Raw genomic sequence first — 20,811 nt, forward strand, 5'->3', positions numbered from 1 at the left:
TCCGCTCGGCTGGGATTGACGAAGGAAGGGCCTGCCCGGACATACTGGCGCAATGAAGCCCCTGCGACTACTCCCCGCCGCCCTGGCGCTGGCCCTGGCGGCCTGCGCCAGCTCCCCCGCAACCGTCGATGCCCCCGCCGAGCCTGCGGACGGCCACGACCCCTCGTCCCGGCCGATGCCCAATGTCTTCGGCGCCGATGCCGTAGCGGTGGACGAAGCCTTCGTCACCGTCCCCCTGCCCGACAGCGAGATCGACTCGGTGGCGAGCTGGACCACGCCCGACGGCGACACCTGGCTGATCGCCACCGCCAAGGAGAGCCACCAGTTGGTCGTGTACGACGGTGACAGCGGCGAGTTCCGGCTGGCCGTCGGCGGCCGCGGCGAGGCGCCCGGCCAGTACACCCGCCCCAACGGCATCGCCGTGTTCGGCGACCTGGTGTTCGTGGTCGAGCGCGACAGCCACCGCGTGCAGGTGCAGCGCCTGCCCGACTTCGCGCCGGTGGCGATCATCGGCGCCGACGTGCTGCGCAGCCCCTACGGCCTGTGGCTGCACGAAACCGCGCCGGGCGAGCTGGAAATGCTGGTGACCGACAGTTTCATGGCCGACTACCGCACCCAGACCCTGCCGCCGATGCACGAGCTCGACCAGCGCGTGCGCCGCTTCCGGCTGCAGCTGCGCGGCGAGGCGCTGGTGGCCGAGTACACCGGCCACTTCGGCGACACCACCGAAGAAGGCGCGCTGCGCATGGTCGAGTCGATCGCCGGTGACCCTGCGCACGACCGCCTGCTGATCGCCGAGGAAGACCTGCGCGCGGGCACCACCCTGCGCGTCTACGACCTGGCCGGCCGCTACCAGGGCCAGAACCTGCCGCGCGAGACATTCAAGGCCCAGGCCGAGGGCGTGGCGCTGTGGGCCTGCCCGGACGGCAGCGGCTACTGGGTGACCGCCGACCAGGGCCGCGACCGCACCGTGTTCCACGTGTTCGACCGGCGCGAGCTGGGCTACCTGGGCAGCTTCAACGGCGCGGCCACGGCGATGACCGACGGCATCTGGCTCGACGGCATCGGCAGCCCGCGCTTCCCCTACGGCGTGCTCTACGCCTCGCACGACGACGCCGGCGTGGCGGCGTTCGACTGGCAGGACATCGCCCAGGCCCTGAAGATCCGCCGCAGCTGCGACTGAGCCCCCGCCCCCCTTCTGTGGGAGGCCCTTCAGGGCCGACAGGCAAGTCGGCCCTGAAGGGCCTCCCACAGGGGGCGCGGGTATAATGGCCGGCTTATGTCCGACCACCTCGCCCAGACCCGCCGCCGCCGCACGTTCGCGATCATTTCGCACCCCGACGCCGGCAAGACCACCCTGACCGAAAAGCTGCTGCTGTTCGGCGGCGCCATCCAGATGGCCGGCTCGGTGAAGGGCCGCAAGGCCGCCCGCCACGCCACCTCGGACTGGATGGCGCTGGAGAAGGAGCGCGGCATCTCGGTCACGTCCTCGGTGATGCAGTTCCCCTACGAGGGCCGCATCGTCAACCTGCTCGACACCCCCGGCCACGCCGACTTCGGCGAGGACACCTACCGCGTGCTCACCGCGGTCGACAGCGCGCTGATGGTGATCGACGTGGCCAAGGGCGTCGAGGAGCGCACGATCAAGCTGATGGAGGTGTGCCGGCTGCGCGACACGCCGATCATGACCTTCATCAACAAGCTCGACCGCGAGGGCAAGGAGCCGATCGAGCTGCTGGACGAAGTGGAGAGCGTGCTGGGCATCCAGTGCGCGCCCATCACCTGGCCGATCGGCATGGGCCAGCGCCTCAAGGGCGTGGTGCACCTGCTCACCGGCGAAGTGCACCTGTACGAGCAGGGCCGCAACTTCACCCGCCAGGACAGCACCATCTTCCCCTCGCTCGACGACCCGGGCCTGGAAGCGCGCATCGGCAGCCAGATGCTGGCCGACCTGCGCGACGAGCTCGAACTGGTGCAGGGCGCGTCGCACCCCTTCGACAAGGCGTCCTACCTGGCCGGCAGGCAGACCCCGGTGTTCTTCGGCTCGGCGGTGAACAACTTCGGCGTGCAGCCGCTGCTCGACTTCTTCGTCGAGCACGCGCCCTCGCCCAAGCCGCGCGCCACCACCACCCGCGAGGTGCAGCCCGAGGAGGAGACCTTCTCCGGCTTCGTCTTCAAGATCCAGGCCAACATGGACCCGCAGCACCGCGACCGCGTGGCCTTCCTGCGCGTGTGCTCGGGCAGGTACGAAAGCGGCATGAAGGCCTACCACGTGCGCAGCGGCAAGGACCAGAAGCTGGCCAACGCGCTGACCTTCATGGCCTCGGACCGCGAGATCGTGGACACCGCCTACCCCGGCGACGTGATCGGCCTGCACAACCACGGCACCATCTCGATCGGCGACACCTTCAGCGCCGGCGAGGTGATGGGCTTCACCGGCATCCCGAACTTCGCGCCCGAGTTGTTCCGGCGCGCGCGCCTGCGCGACCCGCTCAAGCTCAAGCAGCTGCAAAAGGGCCTGGCGCAGCTTTCCGAGGAAGGCGCGACGCAGTTCTTCCGGCCGCTGATGAGCAACGACCTGATCCTGGGCGCGGTGGGCGTGCTGCAGTTCGAGGTGGTGGCCTACCGCCTGAAGGACGAGTACGGCGTGGAAGCCAGCTTCGAGCCGGTGAGCGTGGCCACGGCGCGCTGGGTCAGGGGCGGCACGCCGAAGAAGCAGGAAGAGTTCCGCGAGAAGAACGCCATGAACCTGGCGCTCGACGCCGCCGGCCAGCTGGTCTACCTGGCGCCCTCGCGCGTGAACCTGCAGCTGACCCAGGAGCGCTGGCCGGACTTCGAGTTCGCCGCCACCCGCGAACACGCCCAGACCCTGGCCATCGAATAAAGGGGACGGGTGCATTTTTGCTGCGCAAAAATGCACCCGTCCCCCACTCGAGTCATTGCTCCAGCCCGCGAGCGCAAGGTAAGCCGATGACCGAGTACGAGCACGACCACGAATCGCCCCGCGAGGAGCTCGCCAACGCCATCAGCCATGGCGCCGGCGCGGTCGCGGCGCTGGTGGGCGGCTCGGTGCTCACCACCCTCGCGGCGGCCTTCGGCAATGGCTGGCAGCTGGCCGGCGCCATCGTGTTCAGCGTCTCGCTGCTGCTGCTCTACCTGGCCTCGACGCTCTACCACGTCAGCAGCAACCGCGTGCTGCGCGGCCGGCTGAAGGTATTCGACCACTGCGCCATCTTCGTGCTGATCGCCGGCACCTACACCCCGTTCACCCTGGTGGGCCTGCGCGAGGACGGCGGCTGGTGGCTGTTCGCGGCGATCTGGGCGCTGGCCGCGGCCGGCGTGGTGTTCAAGCTGTTCTTCACCGGCCGCTTCAAGGGCCTGTCCACCGCCATCTACGTGGCGATGGGCTGGATGGTGCTGACCGCGGTCGGGCCGTTCCTGCGCCAGGTGCCCACCGAGACCATCGCCTGGCTGCTCGGCGGCGGCGTGGCCTACACCGCCGGCACCTACTTCTACATGCACAAGCGCATCCCGTTCGCGCATGCGATCTGGCACGGCTTCGTGCTGGCCGGCAGCGCCTGCCACTTCGTGGCCGTCACCCAGCACGTCGTGCCTTAAAGGGGACAGGTGCATTTAAAGAAAGGGGGGCAGGTCCACTTATCGCGGCGCGATAAGTGGACCTGCCCCCCTTTCTTTAAATGCACCTGTCCCCTTTAAGGCACGACGTGCTGGGTGACNGGGCCGGGCTCAGCTGGCGATGTATTGCTGGAGCTGCTCGATTTCCTGCTGCTGGTCCTCGATGACGGCCTTGACCAGGTCGCCGATGGACACCAGGCCCAGCACACGGCCGTCCTCGACCACCGGCAGGTGGCGGATGCGGCGGTCGGTCATCATGGTCATGCAGGTTTGCGCCGTGTCGGCGGGCGTGACGGTGATGACCGGGCTGGACATGATGGCGGCCACCGGCGTGTCGGCCGAGCTGCGGCCCTGCAGGATGACCTTGCGGGCGTAGTCGCGTTCGGTGGCGATGCCCACCAGCTCGCCGCCCTGCATCACCAGCACCGAGCCGATGTGGTGTTCGGCCATCAGGCGCACGACCTCGAGCACGGGCGCCTCCTTGGGCACGGTGACGAGCCGGCCGGCCTTGTTGGCCAGGATCTGGTTGACGTTGCGCATGCGCTTGCCCTCCTCGATTCCCCTGCCCGGACTATACGCCCGGCTGGGGGTCGGGGACAGGTGCCTTTGATGCGGGTCAGCCGGCCGTAGTTTCCGTGGCGGGAGTCGGCCGCATCAAAGGCACCTGTCCCCTTTGCGCTCGTCGGCCACCAGGTAGAGCGGCCGCTGCTTGGCCTCGAGGTACAGTCGCCCCAGGTATTCGCCGATGATGCCCAGCGCCACCAGCTGCAGGCCGCCCAGGAACAGCACCACCGTCATCAGCGAGGGCCAGCCCTGCACCGGGTCGTCCCAGACCAGGGTGCGCAGCACGATGAACACGCCCCAGACGAAGGCCGCCAGCGCGCTGAACAGGCCCAGGTAGGTGGCCACGCGCAGCGGCACCGTCGAGAAGCTGGTGATGCCCTCGATGGCCAGGTTCCACAGCTTCCAGTAGTTGAACTTGCTGCCGCCGGCCAGGCGCGGCGCGCGCTCGTAGGGCAGCGACACCTGGCGGAAACCCACCCAGGTGAACAGGCCCTTCATGAAGCGCTGGCGCTCGCGCAGCGTGCGCAGCGCGTCGAGCACCGGCCGCGACATCAGGCGGAAGTCGCCGGTGTCGGGCGGGATGGGCGTTTGCGAGAGGCGCTGCATCACGCGGTAGAAACCGGCGGCGGTGAAACGCTTGAGCCAGGTTTCGCCGTCGCGGCGGGTGCGGGTGCCGTAGACTACGTCGAAACCCTCGCGCCATTTGGCGACGAAGGCCGGGATCAGTTCGGGCGGGTCCTGGCCGTCGGCATCGAGCACGAGGGCGGCGTCGGTGTGCACGCGGTCGAGGCCGGCGGTGAGCGCCAGTTCCTTGCCGAAGTTGCGGGCCAGGCGCACCAGGCGCACGCGCGGGTCGGCCGCGGCCAGGGCTTCGAGCACGGCCCAGGTGCCGTCGCGGCTGCCGTCGTCGACGTACAGCACCTGCGATTCGGCATCCACGCCGTCGAGCACGGACGAAAGACGCTGGTGCATTTCCGGCAGCACCGCCTCTTCGTTGTAGGCGGCGATGACGATGGTGAGGGTGCGCTGGGAAGGCATGCCGGCAGTGTAATGGGGACGGGTGCATTTTTCGCGGAGCGAAAAATGCACCCGTCCCCTATTCGAGGTAGGCGGGGCCACCAAGTTGCCGCACCTGGCGCTGGATCCACGCCGCCCGCCGCTGCACGTAAGGCCCCGGGTTGCGCGCGTCGTACGCCTTGGGGTTGGGCAGCACCGCCGCCAGGCGCGCGCATTCGGCATCGCTGAGCCGGCTGGCCGGCTTGCCGAAGAAGGCCTGGGCCGCCGCCTCCGCGCCGTAGATGCCGTCGCCAAACTCGGCGATGTTCAGGTACACCTCGAGGATGCGGCGCTTGGGCCAGAAGGTTTCGACCAGCACCGTGTAGCCGGCTTCCAGCGCCTTGCGGAAATACCCGCCGCCGCCCCAGAGGTAGAGGTTCTTGGCCACCTGCTGGCTGAGCGTGCTGGCGCCGCGCACGCGGCCGCCCTCGGCGTTCGACTCCAGCGCCTTCTCGATGGCGGCCAGGTCGAAGCCCCGGTGGCGCGGGAACTGCTGGTCCTCGGCGGCCACCACGGAGATGGGCAGGCAGGCGGCGATCTGGTCCAGGTCGCGCCACTGCTGGCGCAGCGTGAACCCCTTCTCGCCCAGGCCCTCGGCCTGGCGGATGAGCATGAACATCGAGGTCGGCGGGTCGAGCCAACGCAGCGGCGCCACCTGCAGCAGCGCGAATGCGGCCAGCCACACCGGCAGCCACAGCAGCCTTCGCCACCACCGTTTCTTCGTCCTTGCCATCCACTGCCCTTGCAGGAGCGCCTTCAGGCGTGAATGTCCCGGTCCGGGGGGCGCTTGTAAAGATTCACGCCCGAAGGCGCCCCGGCTGGGGGCGCGGAAGCGCGCGGGGCGGTGGCGCGGCGTAAAATGGCGGGATGGACAAACACCCCGACGCCGACACCCTCACCCGCTTCCTGCTCGAACGCTCGGGCGTGCGCGGGATCGTGGTGCATCTGGACGCCACCTGGCAGCGCATCGCCGGCCGCGCCCACTACCCGGCCGAAGTGGCCGCCCGGCTGGGCGAAACCTGTGCCGCCGCGGCCCTGTTCACCGGCCACGCCAAGATCAACGGCCGGCTGAGCGTGCAGCTGCGCGGCACCGGCGCGCTGCGCACGCTGTTCGCCGAATGCACCGCCGCCGACACCGTGCGCGGCATCGCCCACTACGCCGAGCCCGTGCCCAGCCCGTTGACCCCGCGCGCCTTCGGCGAGGGCTCGGTGCTGGCGATCACCATTGAATCGACCCCGCCCGGGGCCCGCGAGATGACCCGCTACCAGGGCCTGGTGGGCCTGGACGCCGACACCCTGGCCGAGGCCTTCGAAAGCTACTTCCAGCAGAGCGAGCAGCTTCCCACCCGGGTGCTGCTGGCCAGCGCCGAGGGCCGGGCCACCGGCCTGATGCTGCAGCAGCTGCCGGGCGGCCATGGCGACGCCGACGGCTGGGCCCGCACCACGGCCCTGTTCGAGACCCTGGGCGAGGCCGAGCTGGCCGCCACCCCGGTCGAAACCCTGCTCTGGCGCCTGTTCCACGAGGAAGAGGTGAAGGTGCTGGGCCGCAAGCCGCTGAGCTTCGCCTGCAGCTGCTCGCGCGAGCGGGTGGCCGACATGCTGCGCAGCCTGGGCCCCGACGAAGCCCGCGCGAGCCTGCAGGACGGCGTGGCCGAGATCCACTGCGACTTCTGCGGCGAGGGCTACCGCTTCGAAGCTGAACAGATCGAGGATTTGTTCAGCAAAGCCCCGACCGCCCCGGGCCCGACCGGCCTGCAATAGGGGGACAGGTGCAATTTCCCCGGCGCCACGCCGGCGGCGGCTGGAATCCCGGGGGAAATTGCACCTGCCCCCTGTTAAAAAAGTGGTAAACTCGACCCCACATAGGTCCGGAACTTAATCCCCCCCGCCAGGTTCCAAGGCCCAGGAATTCGAGGACGCCCCCATGTCTCCCCTGCTGCGCCCCATAGCCGGTTTGATGCTTGCCCTCGCGGCGGCCACCGCGTTTGCGCAGACGCCTCCGCCGCTTTACCTGGGCGAGCGCAGCGCCGACACCAGCAGCGACGGCACCACCGCGCTGCCCATCCTGAACAACCGCAGCGGCCAGATCGAAGGTTTCCTGCTGATCGAAGGCCAGGGTCGCCAGGGCTCGGCGCTCGAGCGCATCCTCGGCCGCGAAGCCCGCAACAGCGTGGGCGCCGGCGTGGTGCTGCCGATGGACAATGGCCGCCGCATCGGCGCCAGCCTGCATCTTGAATCCAACCCCACGCTCGGCCTGCTGTGCGACAACAGCGCCGTGGCGCGCCGCGTCGGCGACCTGGCGCAGCACTGCCTCACCGCCAACCTCGCCGGCGCCACCGCCACGCTGCCGCTGGCCATGGCCCGCCCGGGCGTGCGCGCCAGCGCCAGCCTCGAAGGCGACCGCAGCCGCGTCACCGCCAGCCTGGGCCTGAACCAGTTCGACCTGCAGCAGCCTCTGCTGCTGCCGGGCGCGCGCCTGTCGTCGGAAGACGGCCCGCTGCTGCTGGGCCTGGCCGGCGCCGGCATCGAGCAGCAGGACATCGGCCTGCTGGGCGAAATGCAGGTGGGCGAAACCGGCTGGATCAGCATCGGCGGCACGCTGGCGCGGGCCCGCATCGTCGGCACCCACCAGCTGCCGGGCGGCATCCGCCCGAGCTGGAACACCGGCACCATCCGCCTGGAAGGCGGCATCGGCGACTTCGGCGGCGAGATCATCGGCCGCGTCATCGAACTGCCGGGCGCGCCCAGCGCCACCTACACCGACGTGGGCATCGGCGTCACCTGGCGCGCCCCGTGGCGGGCCCGCCTGAGCGTGGGCGCCACCGGCCTGATGAGCAGCGGCGAAAACCCGTTCGCCACCGGCAGCGACGACGACGACGAGAGCAACCGCGTGCCGTATATCCGGTACGAGCAGGACCTCTGAGGCACGCGAAAAATTCGCGGCGCGGCGCTGGCCCGCTGAGGGCAGACTCGGCGGCATGGGGAAGAAGCCGCGTTCCAATCCGCTGATCTGGCTGGTGCCGGCCCTGCTGGGCCTGCTGGCCCTGGCCTTCGCGGCCGGGCGCTGGTGGGGCATGCAGGGCAGCTGAGGCCCTGCCCCACCCGCCCGATCAGGCGGGTTGCCCGCAGATGACGGAGAACGAGGCCGCGCCGATGCCCTCGCGCATGGACATGAGGGTGACGCGGCAATCCTGCCCGCTGGCGTTGGTGAACGGCACCGAGCCGCCGGTACGGATGTGGTCGCGCTTCTGTGCATCCTTGCTGCTGCCGGACGTAACGCTGACCCAGGCGCCGTCGGAAGTGAGGCGCTCGAGCCCGACCACGTTCTGCGGGTCGATGCGCATGGACTCCTGCGGCGCGAGCAGGAAGTCGTAGCCGCCCGACAGGCCGCGTGCCTCCTGCAGGTTGCGGGCGAGCGCCTCGTTCTCGCGCCGGGCGAACTGCAGCTTGGCCAGCATGTCCTGGTTGATGCGCTGCAAGTCGTCGGACGCGCGCTGCACCTGCTTCAGGGCCTCCCGGCCCTCGCGGTCGACGCTGCCGCGCAGGCCGTCGAGGCTGGCGCGCAGTTCTTCGAAGCCGGCCTTTTGCTGTTCGGCGAGCGCGGCGATGGGGTCGTCGCCCGGCAGCAGGGCATCGCGGGCCTTGGCGTAGAGGTCTTCGCCGATCCAGCCGCTGATGGCGAAGACCAGCGCCGTGAGCGCGATCTTGGCCTTGTAGATGAAACCGCGCCCACCGGCGCCGGTGGCGGCCTGCGCCGCGTTCCCCTGGTCCATAGCCCTTCCCCCGGAAGACCCTTGTGGGGCGGACTATGCCACAGGGGCCGCGCAGGCGCCCTGGACCTGGTAGTTGCCGATTTTGCAGAGCCGCCGAGGCGTCGCGCCACTGGAGGCCTGGGATGCAGGGCGGCTGAGCCCCCGCTCAGCCGTCGAAATCCTCCACCCTCAGGCTCAGACGCGTCGGGTCGCCGGTTTCCTTGAGCGCGCGTTGCACTGCCTTGCGAGCTGCTGCGGTGACCAACGAAGCCAGGTCGCGGCCCGACAGGCCTTCGGTGCGGGCGGCCAACGCCGGCACAACCTGGTTCGCTTCGAATGCCAGCGGCTTCCCGGCCAGCTGCAGGTGCAGGATGGCCTCGCGGGCCGCCTGCCCAGGCAGGCCCAGCTCTATCTTCCGGTCCAGGCGCGAGAGCACCGCGGCGTCGATCTTCTCCGGATGGTTGGTGGCCGCCAGCAGGAACACCTTGCCGGCGCTGCTCGACTTCACGCCGTCGAGTTCCTGGAGCAGCTGCGCCACGATGTCGTCGCTGAAGCTGTCGGACGAACCACGCTGCGGCGAGATGGCGTCGATCTCGTCCAGGAATACCAGGCAGGGCGCCATGCCGCGCGCCTGCTCGAACAGTTCGCTCACCTTGGCCGCCGACTGGCCGATCCAGCCCGCCTTGAGCTCGCTGCTGCTCTTGGCCAGGAAAGACAGGCCCGACTGCTGCGCGAGCACGCGCGCCAGCTGCGTCTTGCCGGTGCCGGGCGGGCCGTAGAGCAGGATGCCGCGCGGTACGCTGATGTTCATCGCCGCCAGCTCCTCGGCGTGGCGCAGTTCCTTGCCCAGACTCTGGAACTCGTCGCGGGTCTGCTCGGGAAGCACGATGTCGTCCCAGCCAAGCCTCGACTCGACGTTGGTGGAAGACTTGCCGCGCAACTTGCGCGCCTCGGCGAGGAAATCGGCTTCGGACACTTCCGCGCCCAGGTGCTCGGCGACCAGGGTGGCCACCAGGGTGTGCAGTTCACGCCCGGCCATGCCGCTGGTTTCCTGCACCATCGCTTCGGTGACATGGAGGCCGATGCGGGCCTTGCCCAGCTCGTTGCCGAGGATGCGCCGGCGACCGGCCGCATCGGGCGCGGCGATGTGCAGGCTGGTGGTGAAGCGCGACATGATGGCGTTGTCGATGCGCTCGCGCTGGTTCGTGGCGGCGACCACGAACACCTGGCCCGACGACTCGTTGAATCCGTCCCACTCGGACAGGAAGGTCTGCACCAGTTCTTCGCTGAACTGGTCCGTGTTGAGCCCACCGCGTTTGGCGAAAGCACTCTCGCATTCATCGATGAACAGGATGCAGGGCGCCTGTTTCCGGCATTCCTGCCAGATCTTCTTCACCAACTGCCCGGTGCCGCCGATGTGCTCGGACTTGAGATCGGAGATGGTGAGCGCCTTGAATCCACAGTCGGCGTGCTTGGCCAGCTTGCGCGCGATGAGCGTCTTGCCGGTACCAGGCGGGCCGTAGAGCAGCACGCCTTTGGGCGAGGGCTTGCGGCCGGACATGAACAGGTCGACCAGCTTGAGCAGTTGGTCGAGCACGGGCATGTCGACGGCCACGTCGGCCCAGTTCTTCTCGACGCCTGCCAGCGTCTCGATCCTCTTCTGGATCGAGCGGATGGTTTCCAGATGGCGGCCGTGTTCGTCGATCGCCCTTGCCAGCGCCTGGAACAGCGGCACGTGGGTCATGGCGTGGTTGGCCACGGCTACGCCGATGGGCACCCAGTGCGGGCCGTGCTTGTCCCAGGACTCTTGGTGGAAGGGAATGGCCTGCGCCTGCACGCCGGTGGGCAGGCGGAAAGCAGCGCGCACGTCGTGGCGCCCGCCGGGCTCGACGAAGAAAAGGAACATCGAGCCCTGCTGGCTGCCGAAACGCTTGTCGATGGTGAAGTTATTGGTGTCCCAGGGCGCACTGCCAGCCCCCACGCCCGCGACCGGGCCCAGTGCCGCGCGATAGGGGAAGGCCGGGTCTCCACTTTCATGCTCGTCAAAGCAGCCGAACCTCAGGCCGAGCGTGCCCAGCGCAGCCACTGCCTCCCTCAACGACCTTGCCTTCCGCCGCGCAGCGAGGAACACGGCCAACACCGCCAGCGGCAGCCAGATGGCCAGGAAGCCCCAGACGCTGAACCAGCTGCCCATGCCGCTGAAGCCTAGCGACAGACCGACCGCGAGCAGCAGCGTGAAGACCCAAACCGCCACGAATCCCTTCACCGACGGAGCAATGCCGGTGAGGAAGATGCCGTCGATGATGGAGCGAAGACGGTACTTCACAAGCTGCCGGCGATACTGGCGCTTGGCCTCCTCACGCGCGAACTCCAGGGTTTCCTGGGTGGCGCGCTCGGCCTGCGGCAGCACCCGGGAGAGCTCGGCCTGCCCGGCTTCGGCGAGTACCTGCGTCTTCTCCAGGTCGTCGAGCAGGCGCACGCGAAGCGTCTGCAGGTAATTGCCGCGCTTTTCAGCAGTGGCGGCGGCCGTCGCCGTGGTTCCGTCCGAAGCTGCCATCGATGTCCCCTGGTGATTCCCTCACAGGATTATGGGGGGCGCGTCACGGGCCATTCGGGGCTGGGCGGCTGCGAATTTTTCTCAGCCTCCGTTGACCCTGGTCCCCTGATGCCTTCCGCTACGATGCGGTCAGGCAAGGGGAACCGGGGAAACCACATGTACAAGTTCGTCACCGTCAGCGGCAGCTGCGGCAGCGCCTACGACATTGGCCACTGCGAGCGCACCACCAACGACATGCAGTCCAAGGGCTTCGAGCTGGTGCAGGTCTACCAGACCAGCACCGCCGGCTGCTGCGGCCCCAACTCCACGCTCGTGATGGTGTTCCGCCACGGTGGCGGCTGAGGGCTTTCGCGCCGTCCTGGCACGCGCGGAGCCGCTTCTCGGCGGGCAGTTCCTGCCCGGCGCGCACCACCCGCACTGCGAGCGCCACCACCACCACCTGGTGCGCGTCTTCGGCCGGCCGCTGTGCCTGGGTTGCACCTGCCTTTACAGCGGCATGATCCTGGGCGCGAGCGCGAGCCTGGCCCTGCCCTGGTCGGCGCTGTCGCCGCCGGCCTGGCTGCTGGCCTGCAGCCTGCTCGTGCTGCCGACCGCGCTGCAGCCCTGGGTGCAGCGGCGCGGCTTCAAGCTGTTCGCGCGCACCGCGCTCGGCGTCGGCGTGGCGATCTACTGGATCGGGTTGCTGGGCCGGCTCGAGCTGCCCATCGACCGCCTCGCCGCCATCGCCTGGGGCACGGCCTGGTTCGCCGCCTGCGTGGCCGCGCTGATGAAGGTGCGCCTGCGCCGCCTGGACGACCCCTGCAGCCGCTGCCCGCTGGGGCGTTATCCCACCTGCGAGTGGTACCTGCCGACCCTGCTGGCCGACCCGCGCAGCACGAATTTCCGACAGCAGTGGGAGCAACGGCTCCCCGATCCGTCCTGACCCAAGGAGCGACACCGTCATGAAGAAGCTGCGCGCCTTGCCCTGGCTGCTCGGCGCTTGCGCGCTGCTCGCCGCCGGCTGCGGGGGCGAGCCGTCGACGGGGCCCATAAGCATTTCGACGGCGGGCCAGGCCCGCCCCGCCGAGCCCATGGCGACGCCCGAAGCTACAGCCGCTGCAACGCCTGAGCCCGACGCCGACCCCGCTCGCACCGCCGTGCTGCCCGGCAGCAGCCCGCGCCACCACGCCCTGGTGTTCGGCAACAGCGCCTACCCGCACGGCGACGCGCTGACCGCGCCGGCGCGCGATGCCGCGCTTATGGCCCGCGCGCTGCGCGCGCGCGGCTACCAGGTGCGGCTGAGCCTGGACCGCGACTACGCCGGGATGGTGGAAGACATCGAGGCCTTCGCCGAAACCTCGGAAGGCGCGCAGGTGCGCGTGCTGTATTTCGCCGGCCACGGCTTCGAGTTCGACAGCGAGAACTACCTGCTGCCGGTGGACATCCCGGCGCCGATAGCCGGGCTCGACCGCGACCAGGTGCGCAGCCGCGGCCTGCCGCTCAACCGCCTGCTGGCGGACCTGGAGGCCGAGGGCGGCACTCTGGTCGGCATCATCGACGCCTGCCGCGTGCTGCCGGCGCGCGGCGCCGCCGACACGCCGACGCTGGGCGAGCAGGCGGCGCCGCAGGGCAGCATCCTGGCCTTCGCCACCGCGCCCGGCCAGGTGGCCATGGACAGCCTGCGCAGCTTCGGCGTCGAGCAGGACCATTCGCCCTTCACCTACTTCCTGGCCAACCACCTGCTGGCGCCGGAAACGCGGCGCTGGGACCAGGCCTTCCAGGCCACCTACGGCATCGTGCGCAACCAGACGCGCGGCCGGCAGGAGCCGTGGACGAACTACAAGGTGACCGAAGTGCCGGAGATCGGCCCGGCACCGGCGCCCGCCAGCGGCGGCGCGCGCGATGCCAACCCCTTGGGCATCGAACTGCGCCCCGAGCGCAAGGCTGCCGCGCTTTACTGGCAGCGCGAGGCCGGGGCGATCTGGAAGCTGGCACGCGACGGCGCCACCACCGACCGCCAGCTGGCTCAGCGCGCCGCCGAGGGCGACGACCTGGCCGCACTTGCCGCCGTCTTCCGCGTGCCCGAGGACGGCCGCGACCCGGCGCCGCTGCTGCGCCTGCTGCAGCGCCCGGCCGACGCCGGCCACGCCCTGGCCCAGGAAGAAGCCGGCAACCGACTGTGGGCCGCGAAGGCGCACGACGCACAGGGCCGCAGCGCGAAGTACTGGTGGCAGCTGTCCTGCGCCAATGGTTTGGGCTCGGCCTGCACGCGCCTGGCCATGGCCGGCGACGGCAGCCCCGATGAGCAAGCGCGGGCGATGGCCCAGGGCTTCGCCGAAATGTTCAGCGGCTTCAGCCAGGCCATGGAGGCCGACCTGCAGCGCAACCGCAACCAGGAGGACGACGAACCATGAGCCCGCGCAACAAGACCCTGGCCTGGCTGCTGGGCCTGCTTGGCCTGGCGGTGCTGGCCTTCGTGGCCGGCCGCCACTACCTGGCGCCGCCACCCGCCGACGTGGCCGAGACTCCGGCCGAAGAAGAGGTGCTGCCGCCCTGGGACTTCGAATGGCGCGACGGCGACGTGCGCGGCATCGACCTGCCCTCGCACGTGCGCGTGGGCGACCAGCGCGTGCCCATCCGCCACCTGGCCGACCTGCAGAGCGAGCCCGGCGAGGACAAGCTGGCCTTCCTGCTGCGCGTGCGCACCCACCTGGTGGACTTCTCGCACGCCACCCGGCGCGAGGGCTGCGCCGAGATTTGCCAGGCGCCTGACGGCAGCTACAGCGTGCGCATGACCACCAACGACGCCGCCCTGTACTGCACCGTGGCGCCGATCTGCCAGGCCGGCCACGCCAGCACCGGCGAGGGCATCCACAGCCACTGCCCGCGCCGCAACGGCATCCGCGCCAGCCTGGCCGACGAGGTGCTTTCGGGCGGCAAGATCCGCCGCCGCCAGCCCATCGCCTCCTGCGACACCGACGTCTTCTCGGCCCTGGACTTCCGCGGCCGGCGGCCCGGCTGGCTGGCCGGGCGCCTGGCCCTGCACATGCACGAGGGGCCGCAGAAGCTGCAGCGCTTTGGCGAACCCATCAACGAAGCCAGCGCCCCCACCGCGCCCTAGCGGGGGCAAAGCCCCCGCCGGGCGAGCCTTGGTTACTTGCTGGCGTCGAGCACCTTCGCCACGTCCACCAGGCCGTGGCGTACAGCCAGGTCCCGCAGGCTGACCTGCTCGCCATCCCAGTCCATCGGTGCGGAGACATCCGCGCCGGCCTGGGCCAACATCGGGATCACTTCGGCCAGGAAGTTGCCGTCGATCTCGTAACGGTTTGCGTCCACCAGCACCGTCCAGTGCACGGCGCGGGTGCCTCCCGCTGCCGCGCCGTCTGCCTTCGCACCTGCAGCGAGCAGCGCGGCCACGAGGTCCGCCCGGCGCGACTGCAGGGCCAGGCTGAGCGGCGTATGGCCTTCCCGGTCCGCGCCGTTGGGGTCCGCACCCGCCTTCACCAGCAGGGCCAGTGCTTGCGCCCGCGCCGCAGACGCGGCGCCGACGCGGCGGCCCCACATATCGCTGTCCTTGCGCTTGGTGTCCAGCACCAGCAGATGCAGCGGGTTACGGCCCTCGCGCGTGGCGATGCCGGCCCTGGCGCCCTTTTCCACAAGGCCCGCCAGTTCATCGGGCCGGCAGCCTGCCTCCCAACTACGCCCCTGCACGCCCTTGAACTGGCGCACGCAGCGAAGCAGGCGCGTCTGGCCTTCGCTGTCGGCCTGGTTGATGTCGGCCCCCCCGGCCAACAGCACCGGCAGCACGTCCGGATGGGCCACCACCACCGGGTAGGTCCAGCGGCTCACCGGAAAACTGAAGCGGCCGGCCACCGGGTCACCGTTGTAGCCAGCGGGCAGGCCGTCGTCCACCTTGACCTGCCCTTCGTCGAGCAGGAAGCGTGCCGTTTCCGCGTTGGCCCGGTCGCCGGCGATGGCCCGTACGAAGGTTTCGGAAACACCCGGCGAGATAAAGCCATCGGGCCCGTAGTGCACCAGGCGCGACGAATCGCCGTACTTCTCGGTCCACAGGCCGGTTTTTTCGCCATCCTCGCCGTAAGTCCCCGATTCCACCAGGTCGCCGGCTTCGTTCCAGGCTTCATGTTTACCCACGGGCTTGTCCGCCCTGTACTCGCCGCGGCTGGCGGGCTTGCCGTCAGGGTGCCAGGTTTCGCGCAGGCCCTGCTTCTCGCCCGCCACATAGTGGGAGCGGCCGACAAGCTGACCCTCGGGGCTCCAGGCCCTCTGCTCGCCCTCCGGTTCGCCTTCGGCATTGAAGTGGGCCTCGCCGACCAGCTTGCCGGTGTCGCAGCTCCACGTCTTCTCGAGGCGCAGCTTGCCGTCGTCGAATTCCTTGCGGCCTTTGTCTTTGCCGTCGTCGCACCAGGTTTCCACGAGTTCCGCCTCGCCCTCGTCGTACTCGTGGCGGGAGACCAGGATGCCGTCCGGGTTCCATTCCTGCTGGACACCATCCTTGACCGGCCTTTCCTTCTCCTTGTCCCAATAGACCACCTGCCGCGACTGGGGCTCGCCGTTGGCATGGAACATTTCCTGCACGCCGTCCACGTACCCGTCGGAGAACTCGAACCGCGCCTTGGTCTTTTCCCCGTTCCGGACGACGAGGATGCCCGTGAAGGGCTCGCCTTCGATTTCAAGCACATCTTTGCCGGACGAGATCAAACGTTCGAACTCCGCCTCGGTGAGTTCGTGTTCGGTGGTGCAGCCGGCCAGACCAAGAACAATGGCGGCCATGAGCGCGCTGCGGCGCAATGCGAGAGTTTTCATCCGCCCAGACCCTCCATGCCGGCGGCGGAGCCAATCATGATCCAGCCGCTATCGGCCTTGCGCACGCGCACCGTTACCGCCTTGTCCTTCACCGGAACCATCGGCGTATTCATCGAATAGATGATGTCGCACTGATGGGCCTCGCCTGCCTTCTCGCAACCGACCAGTTCGAATTGCGTCAGCTCGTATCTTTCGATGTTCCGGGCGAGGCGCTGGCCGGCCATCGCGACGATCTGCTCGTTCAGGGAGTCCAGGTGCCGCTCCACCGCGGCCCGGGCCTGCGTTTCCGAAGGTCCGCTGCTGCAGCCCGCCAAGCCAAGCGCGCCGAGCAGGGCCAGTGCGCCCCCGATCTTCTTCATTTGCGTCACGTTGTGTCCCCTGGTGTCATGGATACCCCGGCGGTGGGAGCCGATCGCGTCCGTACCCGGGGAGATTCCAGACTAGCGCCTGACCACATCCAGGCCCATGCGGGCCGGGTGGGAATTTTTCTCGGCGCCGCGGTTTGCTAGAAGGCCTTGACCAGCAGGATGAGCAGCCAGGGCCCGAAGAAGACCAGGAAAATGAAGCCGAGCAGCGCCAACACGATGAGCAACAGCACCTTGGCCAGGCCCCAGGCGGCACGGCCGGCGCTGGCCACGGTGACCGGCGCCTCGCGGGTGACGTGCGGATTCGGGATGCGCGCCGAGGACTTCACCCGCCACAGCCAGCCCACGACCGGCGGCACCAGCACCAGCGCCAGGAAGGCGCCGAGCCCGTAGTTGATCAGCTCGTCGGTGGCCAGGCGCCGGGCATCGAGCCACAGCGCGCCCAGGCCCAGGCCCCACCAGAGCAGGCCCCAGCCCGCCCCGCGCGCGAACGCGCCGGGCAGCGGCTCGACGCGGCTGGTGTGGCTATAGGCGCGGGACAGCCAGATCTCCTGGGACCGTCGCTTGAAGGCAATGCCCCAGCACAGTGCCAGGAAGGCATAAACGGACAGACCGACCCACGCCACGCTGAAGGAACGCATCTGCTCGGCGCCGGCCAGCGCCACCAATCCGAGGAGACCGAGCATCAGGGTTGCCAGGAATAGTTGCGCGAACATCGGGAGCTCCGTTGTGGCCCTGGGTCATTTGAGCCGCAGCCAGCCGGCGCACCCATGCGAATCTTTCCCAGCCCCGCCGAGGGGCCGCGGGGGCGTGGCCTAGACCCTGTAGTACTCCCGGTACCACGCCACGAACTTCGCCACGCCCTCCTCAACCGGCACCACCGGCCGGTAGTCGACGTTGGCGATGAGGTCGGGGACATCGGCCTCGGTGTCTGGCACGTCGCCGGCCTGGGGGGGGCAGCACCTTCAAGAGAGTCCTGGTGAACTGGAACAGCGCCATGTCGAGCCGGACCCAGGAGCCTCGCTAGAGGCGCGCCACGCAGTCTCCGGGAACCTTGTGCAGACCGGGCCTGCACCAGCGACACCTGCGCCAGCAGCTTGCGATGCGCCAGTAGCCGGAGTCGACTGCCGACAGCAACTCCGAAAGACGCTCCCGCGGCCGATCACAGCGTGCTGACTCGTCAGCACCGCGAACCGCCTGGGGCCTAGCGGGATGGCCATGGCCGGCGCATCCACAAGCCCTCGAGCCCGCGCTACCGGAAGGCTGCTTGGCATAGCCCTTACACCCCCTCCCCGCCGTTACGCTTGGGCTGCAGGTCGTATGGCTTTGGAAATGGGCGCTGTCTGACCGCCGGGCTTAGCTTGCATGTGAGCCAAAAAGGCGTATAAACGATCATATATGAGCCTGCACACCCGACCACTACCTATGTCGCCGGAGACCGTCGAGGCCCTGACGGGCCTGGGCCGCGCCATCCGCGATGCACGCCTTGCCCGAAAGCTGCGTCACGAGGATTTGGCCTCGCGCGCCGGCATCAGCGTGGCGACGCTCAAGCGCCTTGAGAGGGGTGACCCGACCTTGGCCATCGGCCGGTTCCTTGAGGTCCTGACCGCCCTGTCGCCCTCCCTGCTTGCTGACCTGGTGGGGACGGTTCGCGCAGATCCCACGGGCGATGCGCTGCGGCGCAAGGCCATGGGCGAGCGGTCGAGACGGGAGGACTTCTGATGCGGCTCTACCTGTGGGCTCCCTTGGGTGGGCAGTGGCAGGTCGCGGCTCGGCTCGACTGGGCACGTGGTGTCGGCGCCTTCCGGTACGCCCCGACTTGGCTGGAGACGGCCGGCGCCTATCCGCTGGACCCGCTGAACCTGCCGCTCGAGGACGCGGAGCGCGTCATCGAGGACAACAAAGGGATTCCGGGCGTGCTCTCGGATGCCGGGCCCGACCGCTGGGGCCGCCGGCTGATCGAACGACTGGCCCAGCGCCCCCCGCGGGACGAGGCCGAGTGGGTGCTGGCCACCGCCGGCAGTGGCAGTGGTGCGGTACGCGCCTCCCTGTCCCGCACCGCGCTTGCTCCGGTGCGGACGCCCTATGCCCAGGTGACGCTGGAGCAGCTCGAGGAAGCCTCGCGAACCTTGGCCGAAGGCGGGTTCCCGCCGCCGCCGCTGTACGAAATCCTTTGCGTGCAGAGTGGCGCCTTGGGTGGTGCCCGCCCAAAGGCCGCGATGAGCATCGACGGCCGCGAGGTCATTGCCAAGTTCCAGCAGCCGCAGCACGACACGGTCGACGTGCCCAAGGTCGAAGCCGCCTGTCTGGCGCTGGCGCGTCGGTCGGGCATCGACGCCATCAATGCCACCCTCGTCACTGTCCACGGCAGGAGCGTCTTGCTCGTGGACAGGTTCGATCGCCGCGGTGGCGAGCCCGTGCACTACCTGAGCGCCAGGAGCCTGCTCAACGTCTATCGAGCCTCCGAGCGCGACACCGTGGCACCGGCGGGTCGGGCCACTTACGCCGCCATGGCTGCGGCGGCTCGTCGCATCGGCGTGGAGGGCGCGGGACCGGAGCTATTCCGTCGGATGGCGTTCAACTACGCCATCGGAAACACTGATGATCACCTGCAGAACCACGGCTTCCTGTTCGATGGGGCCTGGCGACTGGCGCCGGCGTTCGATCTGGTGGCCCAAGGGGGCGAGAGCCTCGCCATCGGCGCGGGTCGACAGGGTAGGGTTCGGACCAGAGGGAACGTGCTGTCCGGTGCAGGTGATTTTGGCCTGAAGCCGCGAGAGGCCGAGGCGCTGTTGGAGCAGGCGATCCAGGCGGCAAGCGGGCTGGGCGATGAGCTTCACCGGCTCGCAATGCCGGCGGGTGAGCGGGCGCAGGTGCTGCAAAGGCTGTGCGCCGAGGCGCAGCGCTAGGCCCGACGTAGGAAGATCAACTCCCTGCACGAACCTCAGGGTTCTGCCCTCCACTGGTCAACCCCGAAAAGCTAAACCCTCACCATTTGGGGGGTTTAGCACCGCCGTGCCCGGGGGTCGCTGCGGCAGACTAGGCCTCCCATCGCTCGTACCGATCTGGCCCGCAAGGACGCGGGCCGAAGGCAGAAGGACACGCCGTGCGAAACACTCGAGATGCCACGCCGTTGGCGCGAATCCCGCTACGCGCACCCCTCAGGGCGCCGCGGACACTAGGCCCTCAACCTCCACTGGTAAACGGGCCAGGCCAGCAGGCCGAGAAAGGCCACTGCGCCGGTGCCCATGCCGCGAACAAAGGCGGCTGCCAGTTCTGCCACGACGCTCGGATTTGCGGTGTCCATGCCCGCGATTGCACACCAATTCGCGCGCCCGGGGCAAGGCGTGGACGAGGAAACGCGGACGCCCGACCGATGAAACACCCCCTCTGGAGGAGGGGGGTTTCGGGAGGCACAGGGCCATCGCCTTGATCAAACTCTCGCCCACCTCAATCGCATCCCCGCCTTAAGAGACCACGCCAATGCCCCTGCCTGCTGAGAAAAACCCTACCGCTGTTGCCACGACCCTGCTGATTCGTTTGGTGGGTGAGCAGGCCATCCCCTCGTGGGCGCACTCGCTCGAACACGTGCTCGGACGGATCATGCTTGCGATCGCAGGCCTGATCCGGCTGCGACCCGACCTGCCCCGGCTGACGCGGCTGGCGCAGGAGTGCCACCGCGCCGCGGTCAATTTGCTGGCCAGCGAGCTGGGCGCGCACGACACCTCGCGACTGCAGCCGCCGCAGCGCAATACCTCCTTCGGCGCCTTTCGCGACTATCCGCACTACTCGGCCCTCACCGGCGTGGCGCCGAAGGAGTTCATGCATTTCTGCGCCGAGGCTAGACCCCAGAAATTCTTTTTTGGGGGTACCCCCGCCAGAAAGGGGTCTGAGCGGACAAACAAAGGTCGTGAACTCGGCAAGCGTAAATGCGTCAAAAACTCCGGACTTTCGATCCCCGTGGGCGGGGCGCAGGGCGCTAGGCTTTTCTCGACCGATCCCAAACACCCTTCGGGCCCGCAGGACGTTGGCCCGCTCAACTGGAGGAATCACTAGGCATGGACGCGCCGAGAAACCC

The 20,811-nt window shown here is 69.1% G+C and carries 21 protein-coding genes; 12 read left to right on the forward strand and 9 right to left on the reverse strand.

Translation table 11 applies throughout. The annotated features are described in order from the left end of the window. Nucleotides 1-52: 52 nt before the first annotated feature. The 3 genes from C6N40_RS01635 (at nt 53) to trhA (ending at nt 3,618) form a co-directional block, all read left to right on the forward strand. Entirely contained in the window at nt 53-1,183 is a 1,131-nt protein-coding gene (locus tag C6N40_RS01635; protein ID WP_106989256.1) for a phytase, read from the forward strand. 96 nt (nt 1,184-1,279) lie between these two features. Next, a complete protein-coding gene (locus C6N40_RS01640) occupies nt 1,280-2,884 on the forward strand; it encodes a peptide chain release factor 3 (RefSeq protein ID WP_106989257.1) in 1,605 nt (534 codons plus the stop codon). Between the two features lie 86 nt (nt 2,885-2,970). Continuing rightward, on the forward strand, nt 2,971-3,618 hold the full coding sequence (trhA, locus tag C6N40_RS01645; RefSeq protein ID WP_106989258.1) for a PAQR family membrane homeostasis protein TrhA: 648 nt from the start codon (nt 2,971-2,973) through the stop codon (nt 3,616-3,618). A gap of 129 nt (nt 3,619-3,747) precedes the next feature. Here the strand turns inward: trhA and C6N40_RS01650 are convergent, their stop codons facing one another. The 3 genes from C6N40_RS01650 to mtgA form a co-directional block, all read right to left on the reverse strand. After that, nucleotides 3,748-4,176 carry a CBS domain-containing protein gene (locus tag C6N40_RS01650; RefSeq protein ID WP_106989259.1) on the reverse strand — a complete coding sequence of 143 codons (429 nt, stop codon included), beginning with the start codon at nt 4,174-4,176 and terminating at the stop codon, nt 3,748-3,750. A 114-nt stretch (nt 4,177-4,290) separates the two neighbouring features. Continuing rightward, entirely contained in the window at nt 4,291-5,238 is a 948-nt protein-coding gene (locus C6N40_RS01655) for a glycosyltransferase family 2 protein (protein ID WP_106989260.1), read from the reverse strand. A gap of 58 nt (nt 5,239-5,296) precedes the next feature. Beyond that, nucleotides 5,297-5,989 carry a monofunctional biosynthetic peptidoglycan transglycosylase gene (mtgA, locus tag C6N40_RS01660; protein ID WP_106989261.1) on the reverse strand — a complete coding sequence of 231 codons (693 nt, stop codon included), beginning with the start codon at nt 5,987-5,989 and terminating at the stop codon, nt 5,297-5,299. 134 nt (nt 5,990-6,123) lie between these two features. On the opposite strand from mtgA, the gene hslO reads away from it, so the two are divergent. Continuing rightward, nucleotides 6,124-7,017 carry an Hsp33 family molecular chaperone HslO gene (hslO, locus tag C6N40_RS01665; protein WP_106989262.1) on the forward strand — a complete coding sequence of 298 codons (894 nt, stop codon included), beginning with the start codon at nt 6,124-6,126 and terminating at the stop codon, nt 7,015-7,017. Between the two features lie 196 nt (nt 7,018-7,213). After that, nucleotides 7,214-8,179, forward strand: coding sequence for an XOO1806 family protein (locus C6N40_RS01670; RefSeq protein WP_106989263.1), 966 nt, complete (start codon nt 7,214-7,216; stop codon nt 8,177-8,179). Between the two features lie 187 nt (nt 8,180-8,366). On the opposite strand, the gene C6N40_RS01675 is transcribed toward C6N40_RS01670, so the two are convergent. Both C6N40_RS01675 and C6N40_RS01680 read right to left on the reverse strand, forming a co-directional pair. Continuing rightward, on the reverse strand, nt 8,367-9,029 hold the full coding sequence (locus tag C6N40_RS01675) for a PspA/IM30 family protein (RefSeq protein ID WP_106989264.1): 663 nt from the start codon (nt 9,027-9,029) through the stop codon (nt 8,367-8,369). A gap of 145 nt (nt 9,030-9,174) precedes the next feature. Continuing rightward, nucleotides 9,175-11,565 (reverse strand): AAA family ATPase, encoded by a 2,391-nt coding sequence (locus tag C6N40_RS01680; RefSeq protein WP_106989265.1) that lies wholly within the window; start codon nt 11,563-11,565, stop codon nt 9,175-9,177. 156 nt (nt 11,566-11,721) lie between these two features. Here C6N40_RS01680 and C6N40_RS01685 point away from each other — a divergent pair, with 156 nt between their 5' ends. The 4 genes from C6N40_RS01685 to C6N40_RS01700 are packed head-to-tail and all read left to right on the forward strand — an operon-like array spanning nt 11,722 to nt 14,665. Further along, nucleotides 11,722-11,907, forward strand: coding sequence for a hypothetical protein (locus C6N40_RS01685; RefSeq protein WP_106989266.1), 186 nt, complete (start codon nt 11,722-11,724; stop codon nt 11,905-11,907). Then, nucleotides 11,897-12,487, forward strand: a complete 591-nt coding sequence (locus tag C6N40_RS01690) for a hypothetical protein (RefSeq protein ID WP_106989267.1) — start codon at nt 11,897-11,899, stop codon at nt 12,485-12,487. The genes C6N40_RS01685 and C6N40_RS01690 overlap by 11 nt, the downstream gene beginning before the upstream one ends. A gap of 19 nt (nt 12,488-12,506) precedes the next feature. Next, a complete protein-coding gene (locus C6N40_RS01695) occupies nt 12,507-13,958 on the forward strand; it encodes a caspase family protein (protein ID WP_106989268.1) in 1,452 nt (483 codons plus the stop codon). Continuing rightward, complete coding sequence (locus tag C6N40_RS01700; RefSeq protein ID WP_106989269.1) at nt 13,955-14,665, forward strand: hypothetical protein; 711 nt, start codon at nt 13,955-13,957, stop codon at nt 14,663-14,665. Before C6N40_RS01695 ends, C6N40_RS01700 begins: the two co-directional genes overlap by 4 nt. A gap of 32 nt (nt 14,666-14,697) precedes the next feature. Here C6N40_RS01700 and C6N40_RS01705 read toward each other — a convergent pair whose 3' ends face one another. The 4 genes from C6N40_RS01705 to C6N40_RS14375 form a co-directional block, all read right to left on the reverse strand. Next, nucleotides 14,698-16,368 (reverse strand): hypothetical protein, encoded by a 1,671-nt coding sequence (locus C6N40_RS01705; RefSeq protein WP_106989270.1) that lies wholly within the window; start codon nt 16,366-16,368, stop codon nt 14,698-14,700. Beyond that, nucleotides 16,365-16,727: a hypothetical protein gene (locus C6N40_RS01710; RefSeq protein ID WP_106989271.1), complete on the reverse strand. Its 363-nt coding sequence runs from the start codon at nt 16,725-16,727 to the stop codon at nt 16,365-16,367. The genes C6N40_RS01705 and C6N40_RS01710 overlap by 4 nt, the downstream gene beginning before the upstream one ends. 146 nt (nt 16,728-16,873) lie before the next feature. Next, nucleotides 16,874-17,449: a hypothetical protein gene (locus C6N40_RS01715; protein WP_162782018.1), complete on the reverse strand. Its 576-nt coding sequence runs from the start codon at nt 17,447-17,449 to the stop codon at nt 16,874-16,876. A gap of 99 nt (nt 17,450-17,548) precedes the next feature. After that, nucleotides 17,549-17,671 carry a hypothetical protein gene (locus C6N40_RS14375; RefSeq protein ID WP_338024571.1) on the reverse strand — a complete coding sequence of 41 codons (123 nt, stop codon included), beginning with the start codon at nt 17,669-17,671 and terminating at the stop codon, nt 17,549-17,551. 460 nt (nt 17,672-18,131) lie between these two features. Between C6N40_RS14375 and C6N40_RS01725 the strand changes: the two genes are divergently transcribed. The 3 genes from C6N40_RS01725 to C6N40_RS01735 all read left to right on the forward strand — a co-directional run bounded on the left by C6N40_RS01725 (nt 18,132) and on the right by C6N40_RS01735 (nt 20,789). Continuing rightward, entirely contained in the window at nt 18,132-18,455 is a 324-nt protein-coding gene (locus tag C6N40_RS01725) for a helix-turn-helix domain-containing protein (protein ID WP_106989273.1), read from the forward strand. Further along, nucleotides 18,455-19,642 carry a type II toxin-antitoxin system HipA family toxin gene (locus C6N40_RS01730; protein WP_106989274.1) on the forward strand — a complete coding sequence of 396 codons (1,188 nt, stop codon included), beginning with the start codon at nt 18,455-18,457 and terminating at the stop codon, nt 19,640-19,642. The genes C6N40_RS01725 and C6N40_RS01730 overlap by 1 nt, the downstream gene beginning before the upstream one ends. 574 nt (nt 19,643-20,216) lie before the next feature. Further along, nucleotides 20,217-20,789, forward strand: coding sequence for a hypothetical protein (locus tag C6N40_RS01735; protein WP_162782019.1), 573 nt, complete (start codon nt 20,217-20,219; stop codon nt 20,787-20,789). Nucleotides 20,790-20,811: the final 22 nt, after the last annotated feature.

The organism is Arenimonas caeni (assembly GCF_003024235.1).
GTDB classification, from domain to species: domain Bacteria; phylum Pseudomonadota; class Gammaproteobacteria; order Xanthomonadales; family Xanthomonadaceae; genus Arenimonas; species Arenimonas caeni.

Bases quoted from the DNA above. Each gene is read 5' to 3' on its own strand.
- C6N40_RS01635 (WP_106989256.1), top strand. From the start codon at position 53: ATGAAGCCCCTGCGACTACTCCCCGCCGCCCTGGCGCTGGCCCTGGCG.
- C6N40_RS01640 (WP_106989257.1), top strand. From the start codon at position 1,280: ATGTCCGACCACCTCGCCCAGACCCGCCGCCGCCGCACGTTCGCGATC.
- trhA (WP_106989258.1), top strand. From the start codon at position 2,971: ATGACCGAGTACGAGCACGACCACGAATCGCCCCGCGAGGAGCTCGCC.
- C6N40_RS01650 (WP_106989259.1), bottom strand. From the start codon at position 4,176: ATGCGCAACGTCAACCAGATCCTGGCCAACAAGGCCGGCCGGCTCGTC.
- C6N40_RS01655 (WP_106989260.1), bottom strand. From the start codon at position 5,238: ATGCCTTCCCAGCGCACCCTCACCATCGTCATCGCCGCCTACAACGAA.
- mtgA (WP_106989261.1), bottom strand. From the start codon at position 5,989: ATGGCAAGGACGAAGAAACGGTGGTGGCGAAGGCTGCTGTGGCTGCCG.
- hslO (WP_106989262.1), top strand. From the start codon at position 6,124: ATGGACAAACACCCCGACGCCGACACCCTCACCCGCTTCCTGCTCGAA.
- C6N40_RS01670 (WP_106989263.1), top strand. From the start codon at position 7,214: ATGCTTGCCCTCGCGGCGGCCACCGCGTTTGCGCAGACGCCTCCGCCG.
- C6N40_RS01675 (WP_106989264.1), bottom strand. From the start codon at position 9,029: ATGGACCAGGGGAACGCGGCGCAGGCCGCCACCGGCGCCGGTGGGCGC.
- C6N40_RS01680 (WP_106989265.1), bottom strand. From the start codon at position 11,565: ATGGCAGCTTCGGACGGAACCACGGCGACGGCCGCCGCCACTGCTGAA.
- C6N40_RS01685 (WP_106989266.1), top strand. From the start codon at position 11,722: ATGTACAAGTTCGTCACCGTCAGCGGCAGCTGCGGCAGCGCCTACGAC.
- C6N40_RS01695 (WP_106989268.1), top strand. From the start codon at position 12,507: ATGAAGAAGCTGCGCGCCTTGCCCTGGCTGCTCGGCGCTTGCGCGCTG.
- C6N40_RS01700 (WP_106989269.1), top strand. From the start codon at position 13,955: ATGAGCCCGCGCAACAAGACCCTGGCCTGGCTGCTGGGCCTGCTTGGC.
- C6N40_RS01705 (WP_106989270.1), bottom strand. From the start codon at position 16,368: ATGAAAACTCTCGCATTGCGCCGCAGCGCGCTCATGGCCGCCATTGTT.
- C6N40_RS01710 (WP_106989271.1), bottom strand. From the start codon at position 16,727: ATGAAGAAGATCGGGGGCGCACTGGCCCTGCTCGGCGCGCTTGGCTTG.
- C6N40_RS01715 (WP_162782018.1), bottom strand. From the start codon at position 17,449: ATGTTCGCGCAACTATTCCTGGCAACCCTGATGCTCGGTCTCCTCGGA.
- C6N40_RS01725 (WP_106989273.1), top strand. From the start codon at position 18,132: ATGAGCCTGCACACCCGACCACTACCTATGTCGCCGGAGACCGTCGAG.
- C6N40_RS01730 (WP_106989274.1), top strand. From the start codon at position 18,455: ATGCGGCTCTACCTGTGGGCTCCCTTGGGTGGGCAGTGGCAGGTCGCG.
- C6N40_RS01735 (WP_162782019.1), top strand. From the start codon at position 20,217: ATGCCCCTGCCTGCTGAGAAAAACCCTACCGCTGTTGCCACGACCCTG.